The 20,482-nt window shown below is 69.4% G+C and carries 15 protein-coding genes; 6 read left to right on the top strand and 9 right to left on the bottom strand.

Annotation, left to right across the window (positions count from 1 at the left end):
• Positions 1-37: 37 nt before the first annotated feature.
• The 8 genes from ABZ463_RS26280 to ABZ463_RS26245 form a co-directional block, all read right to left on the bottom strand.
• Positions 38-631 (bottom strand): GNAT family N-acetyltransferase, encoded by a 594-nt coding sequence (locus tag ABZ463_RS26280; protein ID WP_362779952.1) that lies wholly within the window; start codon positions 629-631, stop codon positions 38-40.
• Positions 628-2,100, bottom strand: coding sequence for an APC family permease (locus ABZ463_RS26275; protein ID WP_352015700.1), 1,473 nt, complete (start codon positions 2,098-2,100; stop codon positions 628-630). The genes ABZ463_RS26280 and ABZ463_RS26275 overlap by 4 nt, the downstream gene beginning before the upstream one ends.
• A gap of 31 nt (positions 2,101-2,131) precedes the next feature.
• Positions 2,132-2,767: a GPP34 family phosphoprotein gene (locus ABZ463_RS26270; RefSeq protein ID WP_352015701.1), complete on the bottom strand. Its 636-nt coding sequence runs from the start codon at positions 2,765-2,767 to the stop codon at positions 2,132-2,134.
• A 681-nt stretch (positions 2,768-3,448) separates the two neighbouring features.
• On the bottom strand, positions 3,449-4,279 hold the full coding sequence (locus ABZ463_RS26265) for a PRC and DUF2382 domain-containing protein (protein WP_362779948.1): 831 nt from the start codon (positions 4,277-4,279) through the stop codon (positions 3,449-3,451).
• A 291-nt stretch (positions 4,280-4,570) separates the two neighbouring features.
• Complete coding sequence (locus tag ABZ463_RS26260) at positions 4,571-5,491, bottom strand: PaaX family transcriptional regulator C-terminal domain-containing protein (RefSeq protein ID WP_362779946.1); 921 nt, start codon at positions 5,489-5,491, stop codon at positions 4,571-4,573.
• An 85-nt stretch (positions 5,492-5,576) separates the two neighbouring features.
• Positions 5,577-6,761 (bottom strand): saccharopine dehydrogenase NADP-binding domain-containing protein, encoded by a 1,185-nt coding sequence (locus ABZ463_RS26255; RefSeq protein WP_362779943.1) that lies wholly within the window; start codon positions 6,759-6,761, stop codon positions 5,577-5,579.
• Positions 6,762-6,944: 183 nt separating this feature from the next.
• Positions 6,945-7,973 (bottom strand): alpha/beta hydrolase, encoded by a 1,029-nt coding sequence (locus ABZ463_RS26250; RefSeq protein WP_362779941.1) that lies wholly within the window; start codon positions 7,971-7,973, stop codon positions 6,945-6,947.
• Between the two features lie 209 nt (positions 7,974-8,182).
• Complete coding sequence (locus ABZ463_RS26245) at positions 8,183-11,965, bottom strand: hypothetical protein (RefSeq protein WP_362779938.1); 3,783 nt, start codon at positions 11,963-11,965, stop codon at positions 8,183-8,185.
• A gap of 172 nt (positions 11,966-12,137) precedes the next feature.
• Here ABZ463_RS26245 and ABZ463_RS26240 point away from each other — a divergent pair, with 172 nt between their 5' ends.
• The 4 genes from ABZ463_RS26240 (at position 12,138) to ABZ463_RS26225 (ending at position 16,806) form a co-directional block, all read left to right on the top strand.
• Positions 12,138-13,370, top strand: a complete 1,233-nt coding sequence (locus ABZ463_RS26240; protein WP_362779935.1) for an acyl-CoA dehydrogenase family protein — start codon at positions 12,138-12,140, stop codon at positions 13,368-13,370.
• Positions 13,371-13,397: 27 nt separating this feature from the next.
• Positions 13,398-14,471, top strand: a complete 1,074-nt coding sequence (locus ABZ463_RS26235; RefSeq protein WP_352015708.1) for an alcohol dehydrogenase catalytic domain-containing protein — start codon at positions 13,398-13,400, stop codon at positions 14,469-14,471.
• 282 nt (positions 14,472-14,753) lie between these two features.
• Positions 14,754-15,248 (top strand): flavin reductase family protein, encoded by a 495-nt coding sequence (locus tag ABZ463_RS26230; protein ID WP_352015709.1) that lies wholly within the window; start codon positions 14,754-14,756, stop codon positions 15,246-15,248.
• Positions 15,249-15,261: 13 nt separating this feature from the next.
• Entirely contained in the window at positions 15,262-16,806 is a 1,545-nt protein-coding gene (locus ABZ463_RS26225) for a GMC family oxidoreductase N-terminal domain-containing protein (RefSeq protein WP_362779931.1), read from the top strand.
• Here ABZ463_RS26225 and ABZ463_RS26220 read toward each other — a convergent pair.
• Positions 16,787-17,407 (bottom strand): CGNR zinc finger domain-containing protein, encoded by a 621-nt coding sequence (locus ABZ463_RS26220; protein ID WP_362779928.1) that lies wholly within the window; start codon positions 17,405-17,407, stop codon positions 16,787-16,789. The two genes, ABZ463_RS26225 and ABZ463_RS26220, sit on opposite strands and share 20 nt — an antisense overlap.
• Before the next feature lie 82 nt (positions 17,408-17,489).
• Here ABZ463_RS26220 and ABZ463_RS26215 point away from each other — a divergent pair, with 82 nt between their 5' ends.
• A complete protein-coding gene (locus ABZ463_RS26215; RefSeq protein WP_362779925.1) occupies positions 17,490-18,734 on the top strand; it encodes an MFS transporter in 1,245 nt (414 codons plus the stop codon).
• Between the two features lie 241 nt (positions 18,735-18,975).
• Positions 18,976-20,481 carry an FAD-dependent tricarballylate dehydrogenase TcuA gene (gene tcuA, locus ABZ463_RS26210; RefSeq protein ID WP_352015713.1) on the top strand — a complete coding sequence of 502 codons (1,506 nt, stop codon included), beginning with the start codon at positions 18,976-18,978 and terminating at the stop codon, positions 20,479-20,481.
• The last annotated feature ends 1 nt before the right edge of the window (position 20,482 follow it).

Here is a 20,482-nt window from a genome sequence, read left to right as displayed (position 1 = left end):
CGGGCGCCTGTCAGGCGGGGGCGGGGCCGTACGCGGGTCAGGGGTTCGGCGGGCGCCACATCGGGAACATCGGCGGGCCGCCGGGCATGAATATCGGGTCGCCGAGGTCCTGGTAACCGTGGCGCAGGTAGAGCCTGCGGCTGTGGGTACTGCTGGCCTCCAGGTACGCGGGTATGCCCGCCTCGTCGAGTCCGCGGTGGTACCCCTGGAGCAGCCGGGTCCCCGTCCTGCGCCGCTGGTGCCCGGGGAGCACGGCGAGGAACGCCAGATAGTGGTGCGGTTCGTGAGGGTGGCGCTTGTCCATCTCCTCTCCCATCCGCCCGATGCGCTCCGCGTGGGGACCGGCCAGCTCCGCCACCCGGGCGTCCCGGCCGGGGATCTCGGGAAGCGGCTCGACGCCCTTGTGGAACCACACGGCCACGGCGGTCATGTCGGCCGTCGCGTGGACCTCGCCGTGGACGAGGGCGCTCTCGGTGGCCATGGAGAAGAAGGGGGGCATGACCTGGCGGCGGTCGTCGTCCGACGGGATCATCCAGGCCGAGATCTCCTGCTCGTGGAAGGAGGTGGCGATGATCGCGCCGACGGCCTCGGCCGCTCCGGGAACGTTCTGGATGCGGATGATCTCTGTCATTCGGCCCCTCCCACGGCGGCCTGGGCGCCCCGCCCGATGTTCGCGTACACCTTCGGCCGGTTGGACCGCAGGGTGAGTCCCCACACGACGCCGAGCCCCACGGCGACGAAGTAGACGGCGGGCATGATCCAGCGCAGCGGGGAGTCGGAGGCCACGCCGAGCACGGTGTCGAAGTTGATCATGACGAGTGCGATGACCACGACCAGCAGGACCGAGGAGATGCCCGGGGCGATCCTGGTCCGCCAGGCGTTCTCCTCGTTGGGGTTCTTGGAGAAGAAGACCAGCACGGAGACCGAGGTGGCCGCCAGCATCATGAGCAGCCCCAGGCCGCCGAACGATCCGACGGTGAAGAACAGCTGGACGACCGGGTCCAGGCCGAAGGCCGCGTACACGACGATCGTGATCAGCCCGATGACGCTCTGCGCCAGTGAGCCGTTGATCGGGGCGCCGGTCCCGGGGGAGGTGCGACCGAAGGTCTCGGGAAGCACCCTCTCCCTGCCGAGGGCGAAGATGTAACGGGAGATCGTGTTGTGGAAGGCGATCAGCGCGGCGAAGAGGCTCGTCACGAACAGGAGAGAGCCGATGGTGGCGATGGTCGCCCCCAGGTGCCGCCCGGCCAGGTTGAACAGCAGGGCCGAGCTCTGCTCACGTGAGGCGTCGACGATCTTGCCCGAGCCGATCGGCACGGTCATCGCCCAGGACGAGACGGCGTAGAGGCCCGAGATGACGGCGAGCGCGACGTAGGTCGCGATCGGCACCGTACGCCTCGGGTCCTTGGTCTCCTCGGAGAACACCACCGACGACTCGAAGCCCGCGAAGGACGCGATGCAGATCGCGACCACCGCACCGATCCCGGGGACGAAGAGGCTTGAGGGGGAGAAGACGTCGAGGCTGTAGCCCGAGGCCGACGGGTTGATCAGATCCGCGACGTCGAACACGATGACGACGGCTATCTCCGTCAGCAGCAGGACCGACAGGACCTTCCCGTTCACGTCGACCCGCATGAGGCCGAGCACCCCGGTCAGCACCCAGGCGACCAGTCCGATGACCCACCAGGGAGGGGAGCTTCCGAACCAGTCGGTGATCGGCTGCTGGGCCGCCGCGCCGATCATGCCGTAGAGGCCCACCTGGAGCGCGTTGTAGGCCAGCAACGCGACCCACGCGGTCGCCACTCCGATCGGCCTGCCGAGTCCTTTCGCGGTGTAGGCGTAGAACGCCCCGGCGTTGACGACGTAACGGGCCATCGTCACGTAGCCGACGGCGAACAGGCCCAGGATGGCTCCGAGCAGGATGAAGGCGAGCGGTACGCCGGTCACGCCGGTCGCGGCGTAGGCGGAGGTCACCGAACCGCCGATGACAGTCAGCGGCGCCGCCGCCGAGATGACGAAGAACACCACCGACGGCACACCGAGGCGGTCCTGGGCCAGTGCGGCGGAGACGGCGCTGGCCCTTCGTTCTGTCACGGACATGGGGAGGATCCTTGGAGTGAGGGGGGTGGGTTCACCGGCGGCTGATGATGGAGTCACCCACGGCAGCCTCGGTCTGGGCGATCAGTTCCTGGAGCGGCGCCGGGAGGGCGGCGACCGAATCGGAGAGATATCCCGGGTTCTGTTCCCACAGGACGAGCCGGCTGCCGCCGGTCACGACGAGCAGCCCCAGCAGGACGTTGTCCTGGACGTTGAGCGGTTCACGGCGTTGGATCGCCAGGTTGACGCGTCCACCGGGCCACGCCGCGATGTTCACGTCGACCGGTGCCTGCCTCCGCGACGGGCGTCTGCCGGGCGGGCGCAGCAGCCCGTCGGCGGTCATCCGGGCCGCCACGTCGGCGAGCGCCGTACGGGCGAAGAACTGCAACCAGGTATGGAGGCGGTGGGCGGGCTCGGCGATGATGTGGTCCAAGGCGGTCCTGGTGACCGCGTCTCCGGGCGGCGCCGTGTCGAGAACGACGAGCCGTATCTGCCCCGCTGCCAATCCCACGGTTGTCCGCCCGGCGAGCATCAGCTCTCCCAGGATGGCGGCGGCCAGCCCCAGACCGGCCAGGCGGGCGTGAAGCCGCGGCCGGCCGGTCGAGTTGTCATGCATGACAAAGAACAGGTCGTCGGCCAATCGGGTTCTTGGGGGATTAACTCCAACCACGAACGGCGATCGTATAGCTAAATCATTAAATCTGTCATTATGTGAACGAAGTTCCGGATCCGGACATAGCTCAGCCTGGTGAGATCCGAAGAAACGGACAGGCGGCCGACAACCTGGAGCTGTGTCGAACGGTCTATCGAAAGTTCCGCCGAATTCGGGAATTCGCCTATTTTTGGCCGGTCGCGGACAGGCGTTGGGGGACGGTCTGTCAAGGCCTCTCAAGGCCGGAACAGCCCCGGTCAGAAGGCTCCCGAGGGTGCCGCCTCGTGAATCCCATGGGGTTTAATACGGTGTGTTTTGGTATTTTCAGGCTGGCGTAATACCCCTACGGACCTCCTCGTCGTGGCGGTCTCGGCTCTCGGCCGTCCTGGAGTTCCAGCTGTGTCGCCCGTCACCTCCGGCCCGTCACCTCCGGCCCGTCACCTCCGGCCCGTCGCCTCCGGCCAGGGACGGCATGGGCCGGGGCGGTCGGCGTGAGGAGGGCCGCTCCCGAATACAGGCAGGCGGCCCGATCTCCGGGAACCGGCGGGAGGCGCGGGAGGACTGACCGGCCGTGCTCGCCCCGTGCGGGGCCTGCTGGACACCCGTTGGACGCAGCCGTCGGTTCGAGACGAGCGGTCGGCCGGTCATGACGGCGGGCGTGGAGCGGTGAGGGCGCTTCCAGACGGGTCGCCCCCGCGCTCAGAGGGTGCGGCCGTCCTCGCCGATGTCTCCTTCGGCTTCGATGCGTTCCTTGCGGACCTGTTCGGTAATGGTCTCCTCGTCGGTGACCTTCTCGGTGGTCATCCGGACCCGTTCCACCGGGACGGTGTTCTTCTCCACCACCGCCCGTTCCTCGTGCAGGGTCACCTCGTGCTCGGCCTCGGAGATGTCCGGGCCCCGCAGCGCGGCGTCCCGGTTCTCCTCGGTGATCGGCTCGCGCTCGATGCGTACCTCCTCTCGGGTGACCGGCACGGTGACCTGCTGCTCCTCGGTGACCACGTACTTCCGCAGCCGCGCCCGGCCGATCTCGTGGCTCTCGGTGTGGGTCGTCAGCCGCTCCTCCGAGCGGGTCATCGCGTCGTCGCTGGTGAGGTCCGCGCGTCCGGCCTCCCGCTCCCGGCCGACGGAGCCCAGGCGCTCGCGCTCCCGCTGGCCGCCGGTGTGCGCCCAGCCGGTCTCACCCGGCTGGTTGGCCTCCCTCCAGGAGGCGTCCAGGTCGATGCCGTAGTAGTTGTACAGCTCGCGCTCCTCCTGTGGCGACATGTGGCCGCCGGACTCGACGTCGATGTTGGGAGCGTCCTTGATGCGGTCCTTGTCGTAGGCGACCTCGACGTGGTCGCCGACCACGTCGGCGCCCTGGATGGGGACGAAGGTCTCGTTGATGCCGAACAGCCCGGTCCGCACGCACAGCCACTCGGGGCGACCGGTGTTGTCGTCGAGGTAGACGTGCTTGACCTTGCCGATCTTGTCCCCGTGGTTGTCGTAGACGGTCTGGTCGATCACCGCTGAGATCTGGTTCTGGGTAATCATCCGGTTTCTCCCTTTTTGTCCGACTCTCTACCGCGTACCGCGATGCCGTGAAAGAAAACCTGATCGGCGGATTTCCCTGTCTCCTCGGGGGTGCGGGCGCCACCGGGAGGCCGGGAAGGGCGGGAACGGCGGTTCGACATCGATCGACCCCGGAACGCCTCCCGGCGGGATGGGCACCATGACGTCGGAGTACTCCGGTTGGCAGCCGCCGCCGGATCCGTCACCAAAGCTGGTGGAGTGGGCAAAGAACGCATGAAATCGCCTCATGCGGGCTCATGGGAGAAGGCCAGGTCAGCCCGGACCGTGCACCGTCGGGTCATGGCCGGCCGAGCGCCGGTTGTCGAGGTCGAACTCGCGGGGCGTCGTGACGGCTGTGTCGCCGTAGAGCCTGAACAGGCGGATCCCGCTGTCGTCCTGGTCGCTCTGTTCCTCCAGCAGCGACCAGCAGCGCGTGGTCAGGGCGCGGGCTCGGGCGCCGGGCCAGGACGGGGGGAGGAGCTCGGGAGGAAGGAGCGGGTCCGCCTCCATCGCGCGGGTGAACTCCGCGGCCAGTTCCACCGCGACGGTCAGCCGCTGCGCCCCGGACAGATCGGCGGAATCCTCGATGAGCGCGAGCCGGGGCTCCGCCACCGCGGCGAGCCGGTCGTAACGTTCGGCGATCTCGTCCAGCGGCCACATGGCGCGGGTGAGCGCGACGGGATCGGTCTCCTCGCCGCGACGGAGGTCCCGGGTGGTCAGGAAGGTGACGTGGTTGAGGATGTCCAGGCGGCGGGCGTGCTCCTCGACGTACGGCTCCCAAGGATTGGCGCTGAGGTAGAGGCCCCCGTGGATGGCGGCGCCGCCGAGGAAGGTGAGGCAGGCGCGCAGCGCGTCGCGGGCGGGCCGCGCGCTCTCCGGTACGGCGAAGCCGACGAGGTGCCAGGCGCCGTCCCAGGGGGCGAGCCCGGCGTCCTGGCGGAAGGCGTGGGTGACGAACTCGACGTCGAGGCCCATCGCGCGTTCGGTGCCGCCGGTGGCGCGCAGGATCGCCTTGCGCCCTCGTCCCTCCTGGACGAAACGTCCCTCGGCGATCAGGCGTTTGATGCACAGGCGAACCTGCTGGTCGTTCATGCGCAGCAGGTTCGCGGTCGCGTAGAGGTCGCCGGCGTCGACCGTGAGGTCGGTGCGGACGAGCGCTTCGACGAGCATCCGGGTGGGGACATGGACGTCCATGCTGCGGCCCTCCAAAAGAACTATCGTATTGGGCTCGATAGTCGAATGCATGAAAGATTCCGTGTCGGGTGCCGATGTTCCGTGGTCATGGGGTGTGGTCCACCCTGACGACCTCGTCGCGGCCGGTGCGGGGCGGGTCGCAGTGGGCGGCCAGCTCGTCGAAGTATCTTGCCGGGTCGAGTACGGCGTCCGGCGGGTGGACGCCGGGGGTGCGCACCGTGCCGTCGAGGATCTGCGCCGCCGCGAGCAACAGAGGGATCCCGGTCATCCTGGCCATCCCGCGCGGCGAGGCGATCAGCCTCGCGCCGACCCGGTACGGCCGGCCGTACCGGAGTCCGGTGGCCAGTGCGAAGAAGGGGGGAAGTGAGCCGGGGCCGCGCAGAGAGAGCCGACGTATGGCCGAGCGGGCGAAGCGGGCGGCGGTCGGGGTCTCGATCGCGGCGGCGGCCTGTTCCAGGGAGAGCCTTCCCCGGTCGACCTCATCGCGCATGGTCATCAGGTAGGCGGCCGTCTCCGGCCTGACCACCATGACGCAGGCGGAGTCGCGGGTGACCGAGCAGGTCGCCGGGAGGGTCAGCGGTTCGGGATGGCCGACGGTGTAGACGGTTCCGGTGCCCAGTCCGGGGTAGTCGAGCCGGACGGGTTCGAGCGGCGGGCCCTCGGTGGGTTCCCCGCCCGACCAAGTCATGATTTTTCCTGACAGCTGGTGCATCCAGTGGACGAGGGCGGCCGAGTTTCCGTCGGACGCGTCGTCGGCGGGGTCGTCTCCGACGAACGGGACGTCCACCGGCCAGGCGGTGAAGACGTCTTCGACGGTGTCCAGTTCTCGGCTCGCCAGCGCGGCCAGCATGTTGCCGGTGCCCGGGCTGGCCCCGGCTCCGACCACGGCGATCACGCCCGCCTCCCGCGCCTCGGCGTCCATGGCGAGCATGTCCAGCGTCGGCTCCCAGTCGTCGCAGATGTCGGCGTAATGGGTACGGCTCTCGATCGCCGCCCGCAGGATCGGCACACCGAGCCGGAAGAAGGGGCCGGTGGTGTTGAGGACCAGGTCGGCATCGTGGAAGAGCTCGCGGAGCCGTACCGGGTCCGAGGCGTCCACCGGCGCGACCGAGACGCCCGGGAAACGGGCGGCCAGGCGTTCGGCGGCCGCGGTGTCACGGTCGGCGATCGCCAGTTCCGCGATGTCCGCGCGCCCGGCGAGCGCCTCGACGACGGGTCCGCCCATCGCTCCGGCTCCGCCCAGCGCGACCACACGGTATCGCTCGCCCATCGAAGACCATCCCCTTACGGACGTTGAGGAACGCCGGCCACAGCCGCTGGTACCTGGGCGTGGAATGCCGGTCGAGGTAGGTGGGATCGGACAGGAACCGGAGGACGCCCTCACGCGGGTACCGCCTGGTCTGCTCTCCCACCTGCCGAACGGGGCCGCTCCGGAGGCGTGGTTCCTCCATGGTCACCGCCCGTGCTTCTTCACGAAGTCGGTGAGTGAGTCGAGGTAGCCGGGTACGTAGAGCGAACGGGGGGCGGCGACGTACGTGATCAGACCCCGGACGCTGCCGGGGGTGTCCAGTTCGTACCTGGCCGCGCTGTGGGAGCCGCCCCGGAGCGTCTCGACCGTGAGCAGGCCCTGGGGGACGCCCGCGCGATAGGCGGCCTCGGTCTCCTTGACGTCGACGTTGCGGTCGTGGTCCCCGAGCACGAGAAGAGTCGGGGTGCGCACCCTCGGAAGCCGGTCCGTCACATCGGCGCGGAAGTTCCGGAGAACGAACCCCCACCGGTCCCTGCTCATCGGCGGGTCGTCCAGCCTGGAGGCGAGGTACTCGTCATACCCGGCGCCTTCCTCAAGAAGGCGGATCTGGGCGGCACGTCGGCGGAGTTCGGCGCCGAGCCTGTCGTCCGGCGCGCCCTGGTCCTGGAGTTCGGCCCGCAGGTTGTACTCGCCCTGCCGCAACCAGTTCACCGCCGCCCCTACCAGGATCATGAAGCGCAGGTCGGTACGGTCTCCCGCCACCTTGGGCAGCACCCAGCCGCCCTGACTGATCCCCCACACTCCCAGCCGATTCGGGTCGATCTCCGGTCGCCGCTTCGCCCAGTCCAGCGCGGCGTCGACCTCCGCGCTGCGATCGCTCATGCTCTGGTGGAGCCAGTTCCCCGGCGCGCCGTCGACGCCGGGCTTGTTCCAGGACAGCGAGGCGTATCCGGCACGTGCGAACGCCTCCCAGATCGGCCGGTAGAACCCGTCCCTGGAGGCGTCCGCCACTCCGTCCCCGTGAGCGAGGACAACCAGCCCTTGCGGACCCTTCCCCTCCGTCGGCAGCGCGAGCACCGCCTTCAGCGGCTGCTTCGGGCCGGGGATGGTCACCCGCACCTCGCGTACGGCGAAATCGTTCTGCACGACGATCCACGCACCGACCCCGGCGACCAGGACGAGCACGCAGGCGAGGGCGATCCAGAGTGGTCCGACCCGCTTCCTTGCTTTCATGTAACTATCGTAATGAATACGATCGTAGGATTGTCAATAGAAAGTTGGTCGCGCCGGTACCGTGGCCATCGGCGCCCGCCTCGGAACGGATGGGCCGTGATCAGGCCGAACCCGTACGCCACCAGGTGACGGGGGACGGAGAGCCGGGCACGGCGGGGCGCCATCCCTGCCCCGCCGTACCGTTCAGGCCGATGACGTGCGGAAACGTGTTAAGGACAGACCTGCTGGTAGGGCTGTCCGGGGATGTACTGCCGCCATTCCTGCGGGGTGAGGGAACGGCCCACGACGGCGCAGACCTCCGCGGAGGGGTCCTCCGGTATCCTCTCCTGCCACAGGCGGATGGTCCTGTCCTCTCCGCCGCCGGCCAGGGTGGTGCCGTCGGGGCTGAAGGCGACGGTGTTCACTGAGCCGTTGTGTCCCATCAGGGGGGCGCCGATCGGGTGGCGGGTGGCCACGTCCCACAGGCGGATGGTCCTGTCCTCTCCGCCGCTGGCCAGGGTGGTGCCGTCCGGGTTGAAGGCGACGGTGTTCACTGAGCCGTTGTGTCCCATCAGGGGGGCGCCGATCGGGTGGCGGGTGGCCACGTCCCACAGGCGGACGGTCCTGTCCGTTCCACCGCTGGCCAGGGTGGTGCCGTCGGGACTGAAGGCGACGGTGTTCACCGAACTGCCGTGTCCCATCAGGGAGGTACCGATCGGCTGGTGGGTGGCCACGTTCCACAACTGGACGACGCCGTACCAGCTGCCGGTGGCCAGCAGGCGGCCGTCGGGGCTGAAGGCCACCGTGTTCACCGCGCCGCTGTGGCTCAGGAGGGGGGCGCCGATCGGCTGGTGGGTGGTCACGTCCCACAGCTGGGTGGCGCCGTACCAGTTCCCGGTGGCCAGCTTGGTGCCGTCCGGGCTGAAGGCCAGCGTGTTCACCGCGCCCTGGTTCCCCTTGGGGGTGAGGGTACCGATCGGACGGCGGGTGGCGGCGCTCCAGAGGTGAACGCTCGTGTCGCTGCCGGAGGCGGCCAGCAGGCGGCCGTCCGGGCTGAAGGCCAGCGTGGCGATGCCGCCGGCGGAGCCGGTCACGGGAACGCCGATCGGGCGGCGTGCCGTGACGTCCCAGAGCCGGAAAGTCTTGTCGTTCCCGCCGCTGGCCAGCAGGCGGCTGTCCGGGCTGAAGGCCACGGTGGTGACATCGAGCGTGTGGCCGGTCAGAAGGACACTGTTCTCGTGGCGCGCGGAGGTGTTCCACAACCGGATGGTTCCGTCGTCGCTGGAACTGGCCAGGATGCCGCCGTCCGGGCTGAACGCGATATCCGTGATCGGGCCGGTGTGGCCGCTCAACGGGACGCCGATGGAGCTCTGGGTGTGGGCGTCCCACAACTGGATGCGTTTTTCGCCCTTGCCGACGATGGCCAGCGTGGCGCCGTTCGGACTGAACGCCAGTTCGCTGGTGTAGCCGGTGGGCAGTGGATGGCCGACCCGCCCGTGAGTGGCGACGTTCCACAACTGCACGTTCGCGTTGTCGCCGAAAGTGGCGACGGTGGTGCCGTCGGCGCTGAACCTCACCCGAGGGGAGGGGCCGACGTCGCCGTCGAACAACGGACCGTTCATGCGACGGGTGGCCAGGTCCCAGCTTTGCACGTGCGTCTCGTTGACGTAACTGGTGGCGAAAGTGGCGCCGTCGGGGCTGAAGGCCACGCCGGTCACGCCGTGGGCGGGAGTGGCGGGCAGGGTGACGGCCGGGCGGCGGGTGGCGACATCCCACACCTGGACGTTCCCGCTGTCGCCGACGGTGTTCAGCCTGGTGCCGTCCGGGCTGAACACCACGAGGGCGACGGCGGTGGTGTGACCGGTGGACAGGGTCGCGGTCAGGCGGCGGCCTGCGACGTCCCACAGCCGTACGTCCTCGCCGGAGCCCGCGGTGGCCAGCAGGCGGCCGTCCGGGCTGAAGGCCATGGTGCGGACATCGCTGTCGCGGGCGGGACCGGCGGGCAGAGTGGCGACGAGGTGACGAGCGGCGACCTGCCACAGTTGCACACTTCCATCGGCGCCCGCGGCGGCCAGCAGGCCGCCGTCCGGGCTGAAGGCCACGGTGGTGACGCCCCCGGCCGGGTTGTTCAGGACGCCGTCCAGGGCGCCGGTCAGTGTGGTGAGCATGGTGTAGCGGGCCTCGGCGGTGGGGGTGAAGTGCCAGGACGCCGCGGCCAGCAGTCCGGCCAGGGCCGGGTCGGTGGCGGCCAGTTCGTCGCTGCTCTTGGCGACGAGCCGGGCCAGGACCTCCCGGCCGCGGGCGTCGGCCTGGCGGGCCGCGGTGATGGCCACCCCGGCGGCGGCCGAGGCCAGGACGCTCAGGACGGTCAGCGCGGCCACCGCCAGACGTGCCAGCTTCCTGCGCCGGACGGTGGCGCGTTCGGCCTGGTCCGCCGCCTCGACGGAGGCCCGCAGGAAGGCGCTCTCCAGCGAGGTGAGGTCCTGCGGGTGGGCCAGCAGAGGCCGGGCGGCGCTCAGGCGGGTTCCCCGGTACAGGGCACCGGGGTCACCACCGAGTTCCTGCCAGCCGGTGGCGGCCTCGGTCAGGTGCCGTTGCACGCGTAACAGCTCGCGTTCCTGATCGATCCATTCGCCCAGGCGCGGCCAGGAGGAGATGAGAGCCTCGTGAGCGAGTTCGGCGGTGTCCTCGTGCAGGGTCACCAGCCGGGTGGCGGCCAGCTGTTCCAGCACCTCGGCGGCGTCGGGGCTCGTGTCGGGAAGCAACTCGGCGTAGGAGGCGGGGCGGCGGGTGTCTGCCGCCTGCTCACCCGGGTTGATCAGCCGCAGCAGGATCCTCTGTGCCTGGTGGGCCTGGGCGTCCGACAGGTTCGCGTACAGCTGTTCGGCGGTGGCCGTGATCGCCCCATGTATGCCGCCGGCCCGCTCGTAACCGGACAGGGTCAGGGCGTTACCGCGACGGCGTCGCCAGGTCTCCCGCAGGGCGTGCGAAACCAGCGGCAGGACGTTCGCCTGCCCCGCGGCGTCGGCGATGAGGCGGGCCAGCAGCGCGCTTTCGACCACACAGCCCGCCTGTACCGCGGGCCGGCTGATGGCTCGGCGCAGCTCCTCGACGTTCATCGCCCCGACCAGCAGGTGGGACTCCCGCAGCGCCTCAAGGAGATCGGTGTGTTCGGCGCAGCGGGCGTAGAAGTCGGCGCGTACCCCGAGGACGACACGGACGCGGCTGTTGGCCGCCCGGGCGGCGGTGACCAGCGCCTCGATGAACCGGACACGCTCGTCGGCGTCGCGGCACAGGGCGAAGACCTCTTCGAACTGGTCCACGACCACCAGCAGTTCGCTGTCCGCGGGCCGGTCGGTCAGCGCCTGCAACACGGCCAGGTGCAGGGCACGCGGGGTTTCGTCCAGTTCCTTGCGCAGGGTGGCGGCCGATTCATGACCCAAGGTGGCCAGGCGCGCGGCACATTCGTCCAGGGGATGCGGTCCGGGCGTGAACAGCAACGTCGGCCAGGAAGCCGTTTTCTGTTCCTTTCCGAACGCGGACAGTAACCCGGCCCGCAACAACGACGACTTTCCCGCCCCTGATGCGCCGAGCACCATGAGAAAACGGTGTTCGCGCACGCAGGTCACCAGCTCCTCGGTGAGCCGCTCCCTGCCGAAGAACCAATCGGCGTCTTCCGTTTGAAAAGCAGTCAGGCCGAAGTAGGGATTCCGCTTCTTATCGTTTTCGGCCTTGGTGTTCCCTTCGGCCGATTCTGCGGCGACCGTCTTCCATCGGTCCTCCCATTCATGCACGTCACCCCCGCATGCCTGTACATAGGCGATCGTCACGGCGAGGCTCGGTAGTTTCCGGCCCGCCGCCGCGTCGGCCAGCGTCGCCGCTGAATAGTGAGCCCGGCTCGCCAATTCTCGATAAGGAGGTCCCCCCGATTTCGCGCGTAACAGCCGCAGGTCAGCAGCGAAACGCGTTAACGCACTGTCGTTGTCGTCCAAGGGACGCTCAGCTCGTGGCATCTCCACCCCCGCCCATCAGGTCACCGAGCCATTGTCCGGTGCTTGTTGTCTGGTGTGCAGCCTTCGATACCGGACAACGAACTATGGCTAGGAATGGTTCGCAGACGGACGGCGAGAGCCGGATCCTCGCGAAGCCCCGACTGTGGGGCGGCGGCAGAGAAAAGAAGAGGAAATGAATGCGTTGATTTCCACGACCGGGGGATACGTGAACGAGCAGCCAAAACGACTGTTGAACAAAACACCGGCCACCGCGGAGACCGATCACTGGCTCGCCAAAGCCGACGCGCTGGCGTCGGTGATCGACGAGCACCGGGAACAGGCCGAGTACGAACGGGTGACTCCCGCGCCCGTCATCGACGCGCTCCGGGCCGCGGGCGTCCACCGCATGTGGGTGTCCAAGGACTTCGGCGGCGGCCAGGTGAGCCTGAGAACCGGATCGGCCGTCATCCAGCGGCTGGCGGCCGCCAACCCGTCGGTCGCCTGGCAGATGGGCGTGCAGGGGGCGATCGGACGGCTGTCGGACTACCTGCCCGAGCAGACCGCCCGCAAGCTCTTCGCGGAGAACGACACGCTTGTGGTCGGCGGCGTCAACCCGTCGGGACGGGCGGTCCCGGTCGACGGCGGGTTTCGGCTGAGCGGCACCTGGGCGTTCGCCAGCGGCTCCGCGCACGCCGACTGGCTGATCTGCGCGGCGGTCGTCACCGGCGAGGACGGTACCCCCCACATGACGGACACCGGGCCGGAGACGCGCATGCTCTTCGTCCCCAAATCCGAGTGCCGGATGCTCGACACCTGGCACACCATCGGCCTGCGGGGCACCGGCAGCGAGCACTTCGAGATCGAGGAGACCTTCGTCACGGAGGACTTCACCGTCGCCGTCGCCGACATGCTCCGGCCGCCGGCCGCCCGGCCGTCCCGGGCGTACGCCATCGGCTACTACGACTTCGGGCCGTTCACCTCGGCGTCGACCGCCGTGGGAACCGCGCAGGGCGCCCTTGAGGCGTTCAAGTCACTGGCCACGAGGAAGACACCGGCGGCGGCGACGAACTCCCTGGCGGGCAGTCACACCGTGCAGGAGAAGCTGGGGCGGGCCGAGGCGCAGCTGCGTGCCGCCCGCCTGGCGCTCGTCGACGCCGCGTGGCACGCGGAAACCTGCGGAGAGGACGGCGGCGACGCGCTCAGCGCGCTGATCCGGCTCACCGCCGCGACCGTCGCGGAGAACGCCACGAGCGTCGTGGACACCGCCTTCCGCCTCGCCGGGACCACGGCGATCTACACCTCAAGCCCGCTGGAGCGTTACTTCCGCGACGTCCACACGGCCGTCAAACACATCACCCTGTCGCACACCCATTTCGAGACGGTCGGCCAGTACCTGCTGGGCGGCCCCCTGATGATGCGACGTTAACGCCGGTCACGTACAGAGGAGAGAGTCATGCAGACCATGAAGGCCGTACAGCTTCTCGCCCCGCGTAAGACGATTCTGGCCGAACTTCCCAAGCCCACGGTTCCGGCCGACGGGCTGCTGATGAAGACGCGATGCGTATCGATCTGTTCAACCGACGTCTCCTTCTTCGAAGGCCACCTGTTCCCCTCCGAATATCCGGTGGTCCTGGGCCACGAGTATCTCGGCGAGGTCGTGGAGATCGGTTCGGAGTTCACCGGCCCGGGTATCGAGGTCGGCGACCGCATCGTCTACTGGGGACAGACCGACTACGATGGCTTCGCTGAATACCGGACACTGCGTCCTATATTCTCCGGAGAGATCAAAACGGATGTCTTCGAGGCCGATCGTAATTTCTATGACGACCGGCGGGCGGCCGCCGTCAAAGTGCCCGAAGAGCTCGACGACCTGCAGGCCTCCTTCATCGAGCCGACGACGGGAGTTCTGCGTTCGGTGCTGGCCAACGCGCCCAGGATCGGCGACCGGGTGCTCATTCTCGGTACCGGGCCCATCGGGATCATCGCAGGAAGCATCATCAAGAAACTGCTGGCGCCGCACTCGGTGGTCTCCGTGGACGCCAATCCGCACCGCAACACCCATGCGGAGGCGCATTTCTCCGAGCGCGCCTACTTCCCGGACGAACTGATCGAGGAAGTGCAGGAGAGCACCTTCGACTACGTCTTCGACTGCCTGCCCACCGTCAATGTGGCGGATCCGGCGAAGGACCCGAGGCGGGTCGCGATGCGCAAGCTCAAACCGCGCGGCAGGTACGTGCTGTACGGCGCGTCCCAGGAGATGCAGAGCTTCGACACGTGGCTGATGCTGGCCAAGGGCATCAACATCAGCGCCTCGCCCTTCGACGTCAGCAGTTTCCCCATGCACCACACGGCCAACGTCATCACCGCCGCCATGCAGATGCTGGTCTCGGGGATCGTCGACGGTAAGCGCCTGCTGTCCACCGTCCACCCGTTCGACGACTACGACGGTCTCGTCAAGATCCTGGAGAACTACCGTACGACCACCGGGCTGAAGACGGTGGTCGACTTCCGGGGGGACGCCTGGTGATCCGGGCCGAGTCCGGCGAGTCCTCCGGCACGGCCGCCGAGATGTCGCGGCCCGCCTGATCCACCCGCGCGCCGGAGGCGATGACGTCTGTGCCCGCGCCGGCGATCCACACGGTGACCGGCGTCCGGCGGCGCGTGAGCGAACCGCGCCGCCGGGCGTCCGGGTACGGCGTCACCCGCTGAGCCGATGACCTCCGGCCGTACCGGTCAACCGGTACGGCCGGGCGGGTCAGGTCCGCCGAGCCTCCCGCACCGTTTCTTTCAGCAGAGAAAGAGATCACCGATGTCCGTTGACGCCGTTTCGTTCCGACAAGCCATGGCCCGGGTCCCCGGCCCGGTGACCGTGGCCACGACCGTCGATGCGGCAGGCCGCCGATGGGGCTTCACCGGTAGCTCCTTCAGCTCCCTGTCGCTCGACCCACCCCTCGTCCTGCTGTGCCTGGACCGCTTCGCCAGCACGCACGACGCCTTCACCTCCGCCGACCGCTTCATGGTGAACATCCTGGCGACCGAGCACGTCGAGGTCGCGCAGCGTTTTGCCACCTCCGGGATCGACCGGTTCGCGGCCGGTGACATGCGGCCGTACGAGATGAACCTGCCGGGGCTGCCCGGCGCGCTGGTGCGTCTGGCCTGTTCCATGCACGCCGTCCTCGACGGCGGTGACCACAGCATTCTCGTCGGCCGGGTCGAGGAGCTCCACACGGACCCGCACCGGATGCCGTTGCTGTACTGCGACCGCACCTTCACCCGTCTCAAAGCCACAGCCGCCCTTTCCTGACGCCCTTAGAGAAATGGAGAACGACATCGTGCAAACCGCCGACTACGTGATCGTCGGGGCCGGTTCCGCGGGGTGTGTCCTCGCGCACCGGTTGAGTGCCGACCCGCGCATCAGCGTGGTGCTCGTGGAGGCCGGAGGCCCCAGGCCCGAAGAGCACCCCGAGATCCAGGTTCCCGTGCTGTTCCCCAGAATGTTCGGCAGCGCGCTCGACTGGGGTTTCACCACGGTGCCGCAGACCGGGCTGGACGGCCGTACCATTCCCATTCCCCGTGGTAAGGCCCTTGGCGGTTCCTCCGTGATCAACGCGCAACTGTGGACCCGTGGCCACCCGGCGGACTACGACGGCTGGGCGGCGGCCGGGCTCGACGGATGGGCGCACACGGACCTGCTGCCGTACTTCGATCGGGCCGAGGAGAGGATCCGGCTGGCGGGGATGCGTCATCCCGTCCCCCCGACCGCCGACTTCCTCAGCGCCTGCGCCCAGCTCGGGTACCAGCCGGCCGCCGAGAGGCAGGACGGGTACATCCTCGCCCGCGCCACCCACCGGGACGGCCTCCGCTGGAGCTCGGCGGACGGCTATCTCCGCGAGCCGGGCGAGCGTCCGAACCTCACCCTGGTCACCGGCGGCCTGGTGCGCAGGGTGCTCATGGACGGGACCCGGGCGACCGGCGTCGAGGTGGAGACGGAGAACGGGATTCTCCAGATCAGCGCCGGCCGCGAGGTGATCCTCGCCGCCGGAGCGGTGGGGAGCCCGCACCTGCTCATGCTGTCGGGGATCGGCCCGGCCGGGCAGCTGGCCGCGCACGGCATCCCGGTACGGGTGGACGCCCCCGGAGTCGGCCGCGATCTGACCGACCACCTGGTGGTTCCCCTCGCCTTCGCCGCTCGCGGGTTCGAGTCTCCCGGCGCCGCCGCGGACCTGGAGGACATGCGGCTCTACCTCAAGGAGCGGACCGGATCCCTGAACTCGATCATCTCCGAGGCACTGCTCTTCCTGCGCACCCGCCCCGAGCTGACGGCCCCGGACGTCGAGATCGTCCACCTGACGACTCCCTTCGGCGAGCACGAGTCGGCCGCCGGGGACGGCCTGGCGCTGGGTGTCATCGTGCTGCGTCCCGCCAGCCGGGGAAGCGTCGAGCTGCGCTCGGCCGACCCGCACGACGCGCCGGTCGTCGACCCCCGCTACCTGTCCGACCCGGGCGGCACGGACCTGCGGACGGCCATCGCGGGCGTGCGCCAGGCCCACCGGATCCTCGACAGGCCGGACTACGCGCGCTGGCGCGGAGAGCCGCTGACCCCGGGCGCGCTGGCCACCGACGACGCGGACATCGCCGCGTACATCCGGCGGACCGGGCTGAGCATCCACCACCTGGTGAGCACCTGCCGGATGGGGGCCGATCCGCTGTCGGTCGTGGACCAGGGCTTCCGCGTGCGAGGCGCCTCCGGTCTGCGTGTGGTGGACGCCTCGGCGATGCCCAGCATCGTACGGGCGCACACCCACGCCCCGGTCACCATGCTGGCCGAACGCGCGAGTGAGCTCATCCTTCAGGACGGCTGACGCTCCGGCCCCGCAGCGTCTGCTTCTTGGCCTTGTTGCCGCACGTGTTCATCGAGCACCAGCGGCGGGTGCCGGGCCGTGAGGAGTCGAGGAACAGGGCGTGGCAGTCGGGGTCGGCGCACTCGTGGACACGGTCGATGGAGGGGCCGGTGACCAGGTCCACGGCGTCCCTGGCGATGAGCGCGAGGACCGCGGGGACCGGGGCGGCGGCCAGCCATCGCAACCGGCCCGAGCCGTCGAGCTGGGGCGCCGGGACCGGGAGCGCGGCGATCCGGTTCACGGTGTCCCCGGCCGTGGAGAGGGCCGTGGAGAGGGCCGCGGAGAGGGCCGCGGTGAGGGCCGTACCGCCCTCCACCGGTTCACGCGCCGCCGCGACCAGCGTGTGGATCGCCTCCCGCAGCTGTCTCGCCTGGGCGTCGTGACCCACCGCCGCGGCCTCGGGCACCGACTCCCAGGGGCCGAACCGGCCCACCCACGCAGCCAGCGCCGCCGGGTCCGGCAGTTCCTCCTCGGGCCGGGCCGTACCGCGATGCCGCAGCGTACGGATGAAGTCCAGGCACAACCGGCCTGATCCGGATCGGAAGCTCGGCGCTGGCGTCATGAATCAACCCTACTTGCGAACCGGTTTAACTGGTACCGTTTTTGGAACCGGTCAAACTGGTTCTAGGTCAGAGAGGACCTTCATGCCCATCGACATGCCCCGGTCAGGGGCCGCCGCGCCGGGGCGCAGGATGATCCTCCTGCTCGCCCTGTCCTGCGGTGTCGGCGTCGCGAACATCTACTTTCCGCAGGCCATCAGCCCCCTCGTCGCCGCCGACCTGAACGTGTCTCCCGACACGGCCGCCACGGTCGTGACCGCCGCGCAGTTCGGCTACGCGGCCGGCATCTTCCTGCTGGTCCCCCTGGGCGACCGGCTGATGCACCGGAAACTGATCGTCACGCTGCTGTCCATCGCCGGGCTCGGTTCACTGGTCGCCGGTCTCGCCACCACGCTGCCGGTCCTGGTGGCCGCGAGCGTCCTGATCGGTGCCGCGACGGTCGTCCCGCAGATCATCATCCCGATGACGGCCGGGCTGGTCCCCGAGCAACGACGCGGCGCGGTGACCGGCACGCTGCTGAGCGGGCTCATCGGCGGCATCCTGCTGGCCCGGACCTTCGGCGGCGGCCTGGGCCAGTGGCTCGGCTGGCGCGCCCCCTACCTGGTCGCCGCCGCGGTCGTCATCCTGCTCGCCGTGATCCTGGCGTTCGCCGTACCCACCACGACCCCGTCGTCACGCGAGCGCTACCCCGCCCTGATCGGCACCGCGCTGCGCCTGATGCGCACCGAGCCGGACCTGCGCCGCTCGTGCCTCTACCAGGCGCTGATCTTCGCGGGCTTCACCGCGGCCTGGACCAGCCTGGCCCTGCTGATCACCGGGCCCTACCATCTCGGCGCCTCCGCGGTCGGGCTGATCGCCCTGGTCGGGGCCGCCAGCATGTTCTCAACCCCGATCGCCGGGCGGCTGGTCGACCGTCACGGGCCCAACCCGGTCAATCTGGTCTGCATGGTGGGCGTCATCGCGGCCGCCGCCCTGCTGACCCTGGGCGGTCTTGGCGGTCCCGCCGGGCTGATCGGCGTCACGGTCGGCATGCTGCTGCTCGACGTGGCCATGCAGTCCGGCCAGGTCGCCAACCAGGCGCGCATCTTCGCCCTGCGCCCCGAGGTCCGCAGCCGCCTCAACACCGCTTACATGACCTGCGCCTTTCTCGGCGGCAGTATCGGCTCCTGGCTCGGGGTCCGCGCCTACTCCGGCCTCGGCTGGGGCGGCGTCTGCCTGCTGGTGGCCGTGCTCGCCGTACTCGCGCTGGCCCGCAGCCTCTTCACCGGCCGCGCCCGCGCCGTTGTCACACCCGAGCCCGCACCGCAGGCGGATGCCGCCACCCGTTGACCGTCCCGCCGGTGAACGGACGCGGGTGACGTCGGCGGGGAACCGGTCGAGTCCGAGCGTGCAGAGCGGGAAACAAGCAAGGCCCAGGTCGATGACCTGGGCCTTCTGTCATTTGGGCGGGTAGGGGCTCCCGTCCGCCGCCGGGTGGGCGGCGTCCTGGGACCCACCCTGGCCTCCTTGCTGGAGCGTTGACATCTGATATATTAGAGTTTACGTTGCACATGCAAGGAGAGGGGTAGGCATGGGTCAGAGTCGAGTTGTTGTCATCGGCGGCGGTAACGCCGGCTTGTGTAGCGCGTTGGCCGCCCTTGAGGGTGGGGCCGAGGTGACACTGCTCGAGGCCGCCCCGGAGTCCGAGCGTGGTGGGAACTCCGGATTCACCGCGGGGGCCATGCGCTTCGCCTACGACGGCAGGGAGGAGATCGTCCAGCTCGTCCCCGACCTGTCGGAGGAGCAGCTCGCGAAGACCGACTTCGGCAGCTACTCGAAGGAGCAGTTCTTCGACGACATGGCCCGGGTCACGCAGTACCGCTGCGACCCCGACCTGGTCGAACTGCTCGTGACACGCAGCTTCGACACGTTGAAGTGGATGCGCGACAAGGGAGTGCGGTTCCTGCCGATCTACGGCAGGCAGGCGTTCCAGGTGGACGGGAAGTTCACCTTCTGGGGCGGCCTGACGCTGGAGGCCAACGGAGGCGGTCCCGGGCTCGTCGACTCGCTGTTCGACGCGTTCGAGTCGGCGGGCGGCAAGGTGTTCTACGGCCACCGCGCCATCGGCCTCACCGAGGACGGCGGCAAGGTGACCGGCGTCGTGGTCCGGGCGGGCGGGGAGATCCGGACGATCTCCGCCGACGCCGTCGTGCTGGCCTGCGGCGGATTCCAGGCCAACGCGGAGTGGCGCACCCGCTACCTGGGGCCGGGGTGGGAGTTCGCCAAGGTCCGCGGCACCCAGTTCGACGTCGGCGACGGACACCGCATGGCGATGGACATCGGCGCCATGTCGTGGGGCAACTGGTCGGGCTGCCACGCGGTCGGCTGGGACAGCAACGCGCCCGCGTTCGGCGACCGCGTGGTCGGCGACGGGTTCCAGAAGCACAGCTACCCCTTCGGGATCATCGTCAACAGCCGCGGCGAGCGGTTCGTCGACGAGGGCGCGGACTTCCGGAACTACACCTACGCGAAGTACGGCCAGGAGGTCCTGCGGCAGCCGGGGCAGATCGCCTGGCAGGTCTTCGACAGCAAGGTGAACCACCTGCTGCGTGACGAGTACCGGATCCGGCAGGTCACGAAGATCGTGGCGCCGACCCTGGAGGAGCTCGTCCGGCGGATGGACGGCATCGACGAGGAGCGGTTCCTGCGGACGGTCGGCGAGTACAACGCGGCGGTCGACCAGTCGGTCCCCTTCAACCCCAACGTCAAGGACGGGCGGGGCACCTCCGGGCTGGCGGTGCCGAAGTCGAACTGGGCCAACACCCTCGATTCGCCGCCGTACGAGGCCTACGCGGTGACGTGCGGAATCACGTTCACCTTCGGCGGCCTGAGGATCGACACGTCGGCGCGCGTGATCGACGTCACCGGCGAGCCCATTCCCGGGCTGTACGCCTGCGGAGAGATCGTCGGCGGGATCTTCTACTTCAACTACCCGGGGGGCAGCGGGCTCACGGCGGGCTCGGTGTTCGGGCGGATCGCAGGGTCGGCGGCCTCGGGCGCGCTCGACCGCTCCGCCACGTCCTCAGCGAGCGTGTGAG

Origin of the sequence: Streptosporangium sp. NPDC020145, assembly GCF_040631275.1 — a bacterium.
GTDB lineage: Bacteria > Actinomycetota > Actinomycetes > Streptosporangiales > Streptosporangiaceae > Streptosporangium.
The sequence above is the reverse complement of the archived record's forward strand: the minus strand, read 5'-3'. Positions and strand labels throughout refer to the sequence as shown.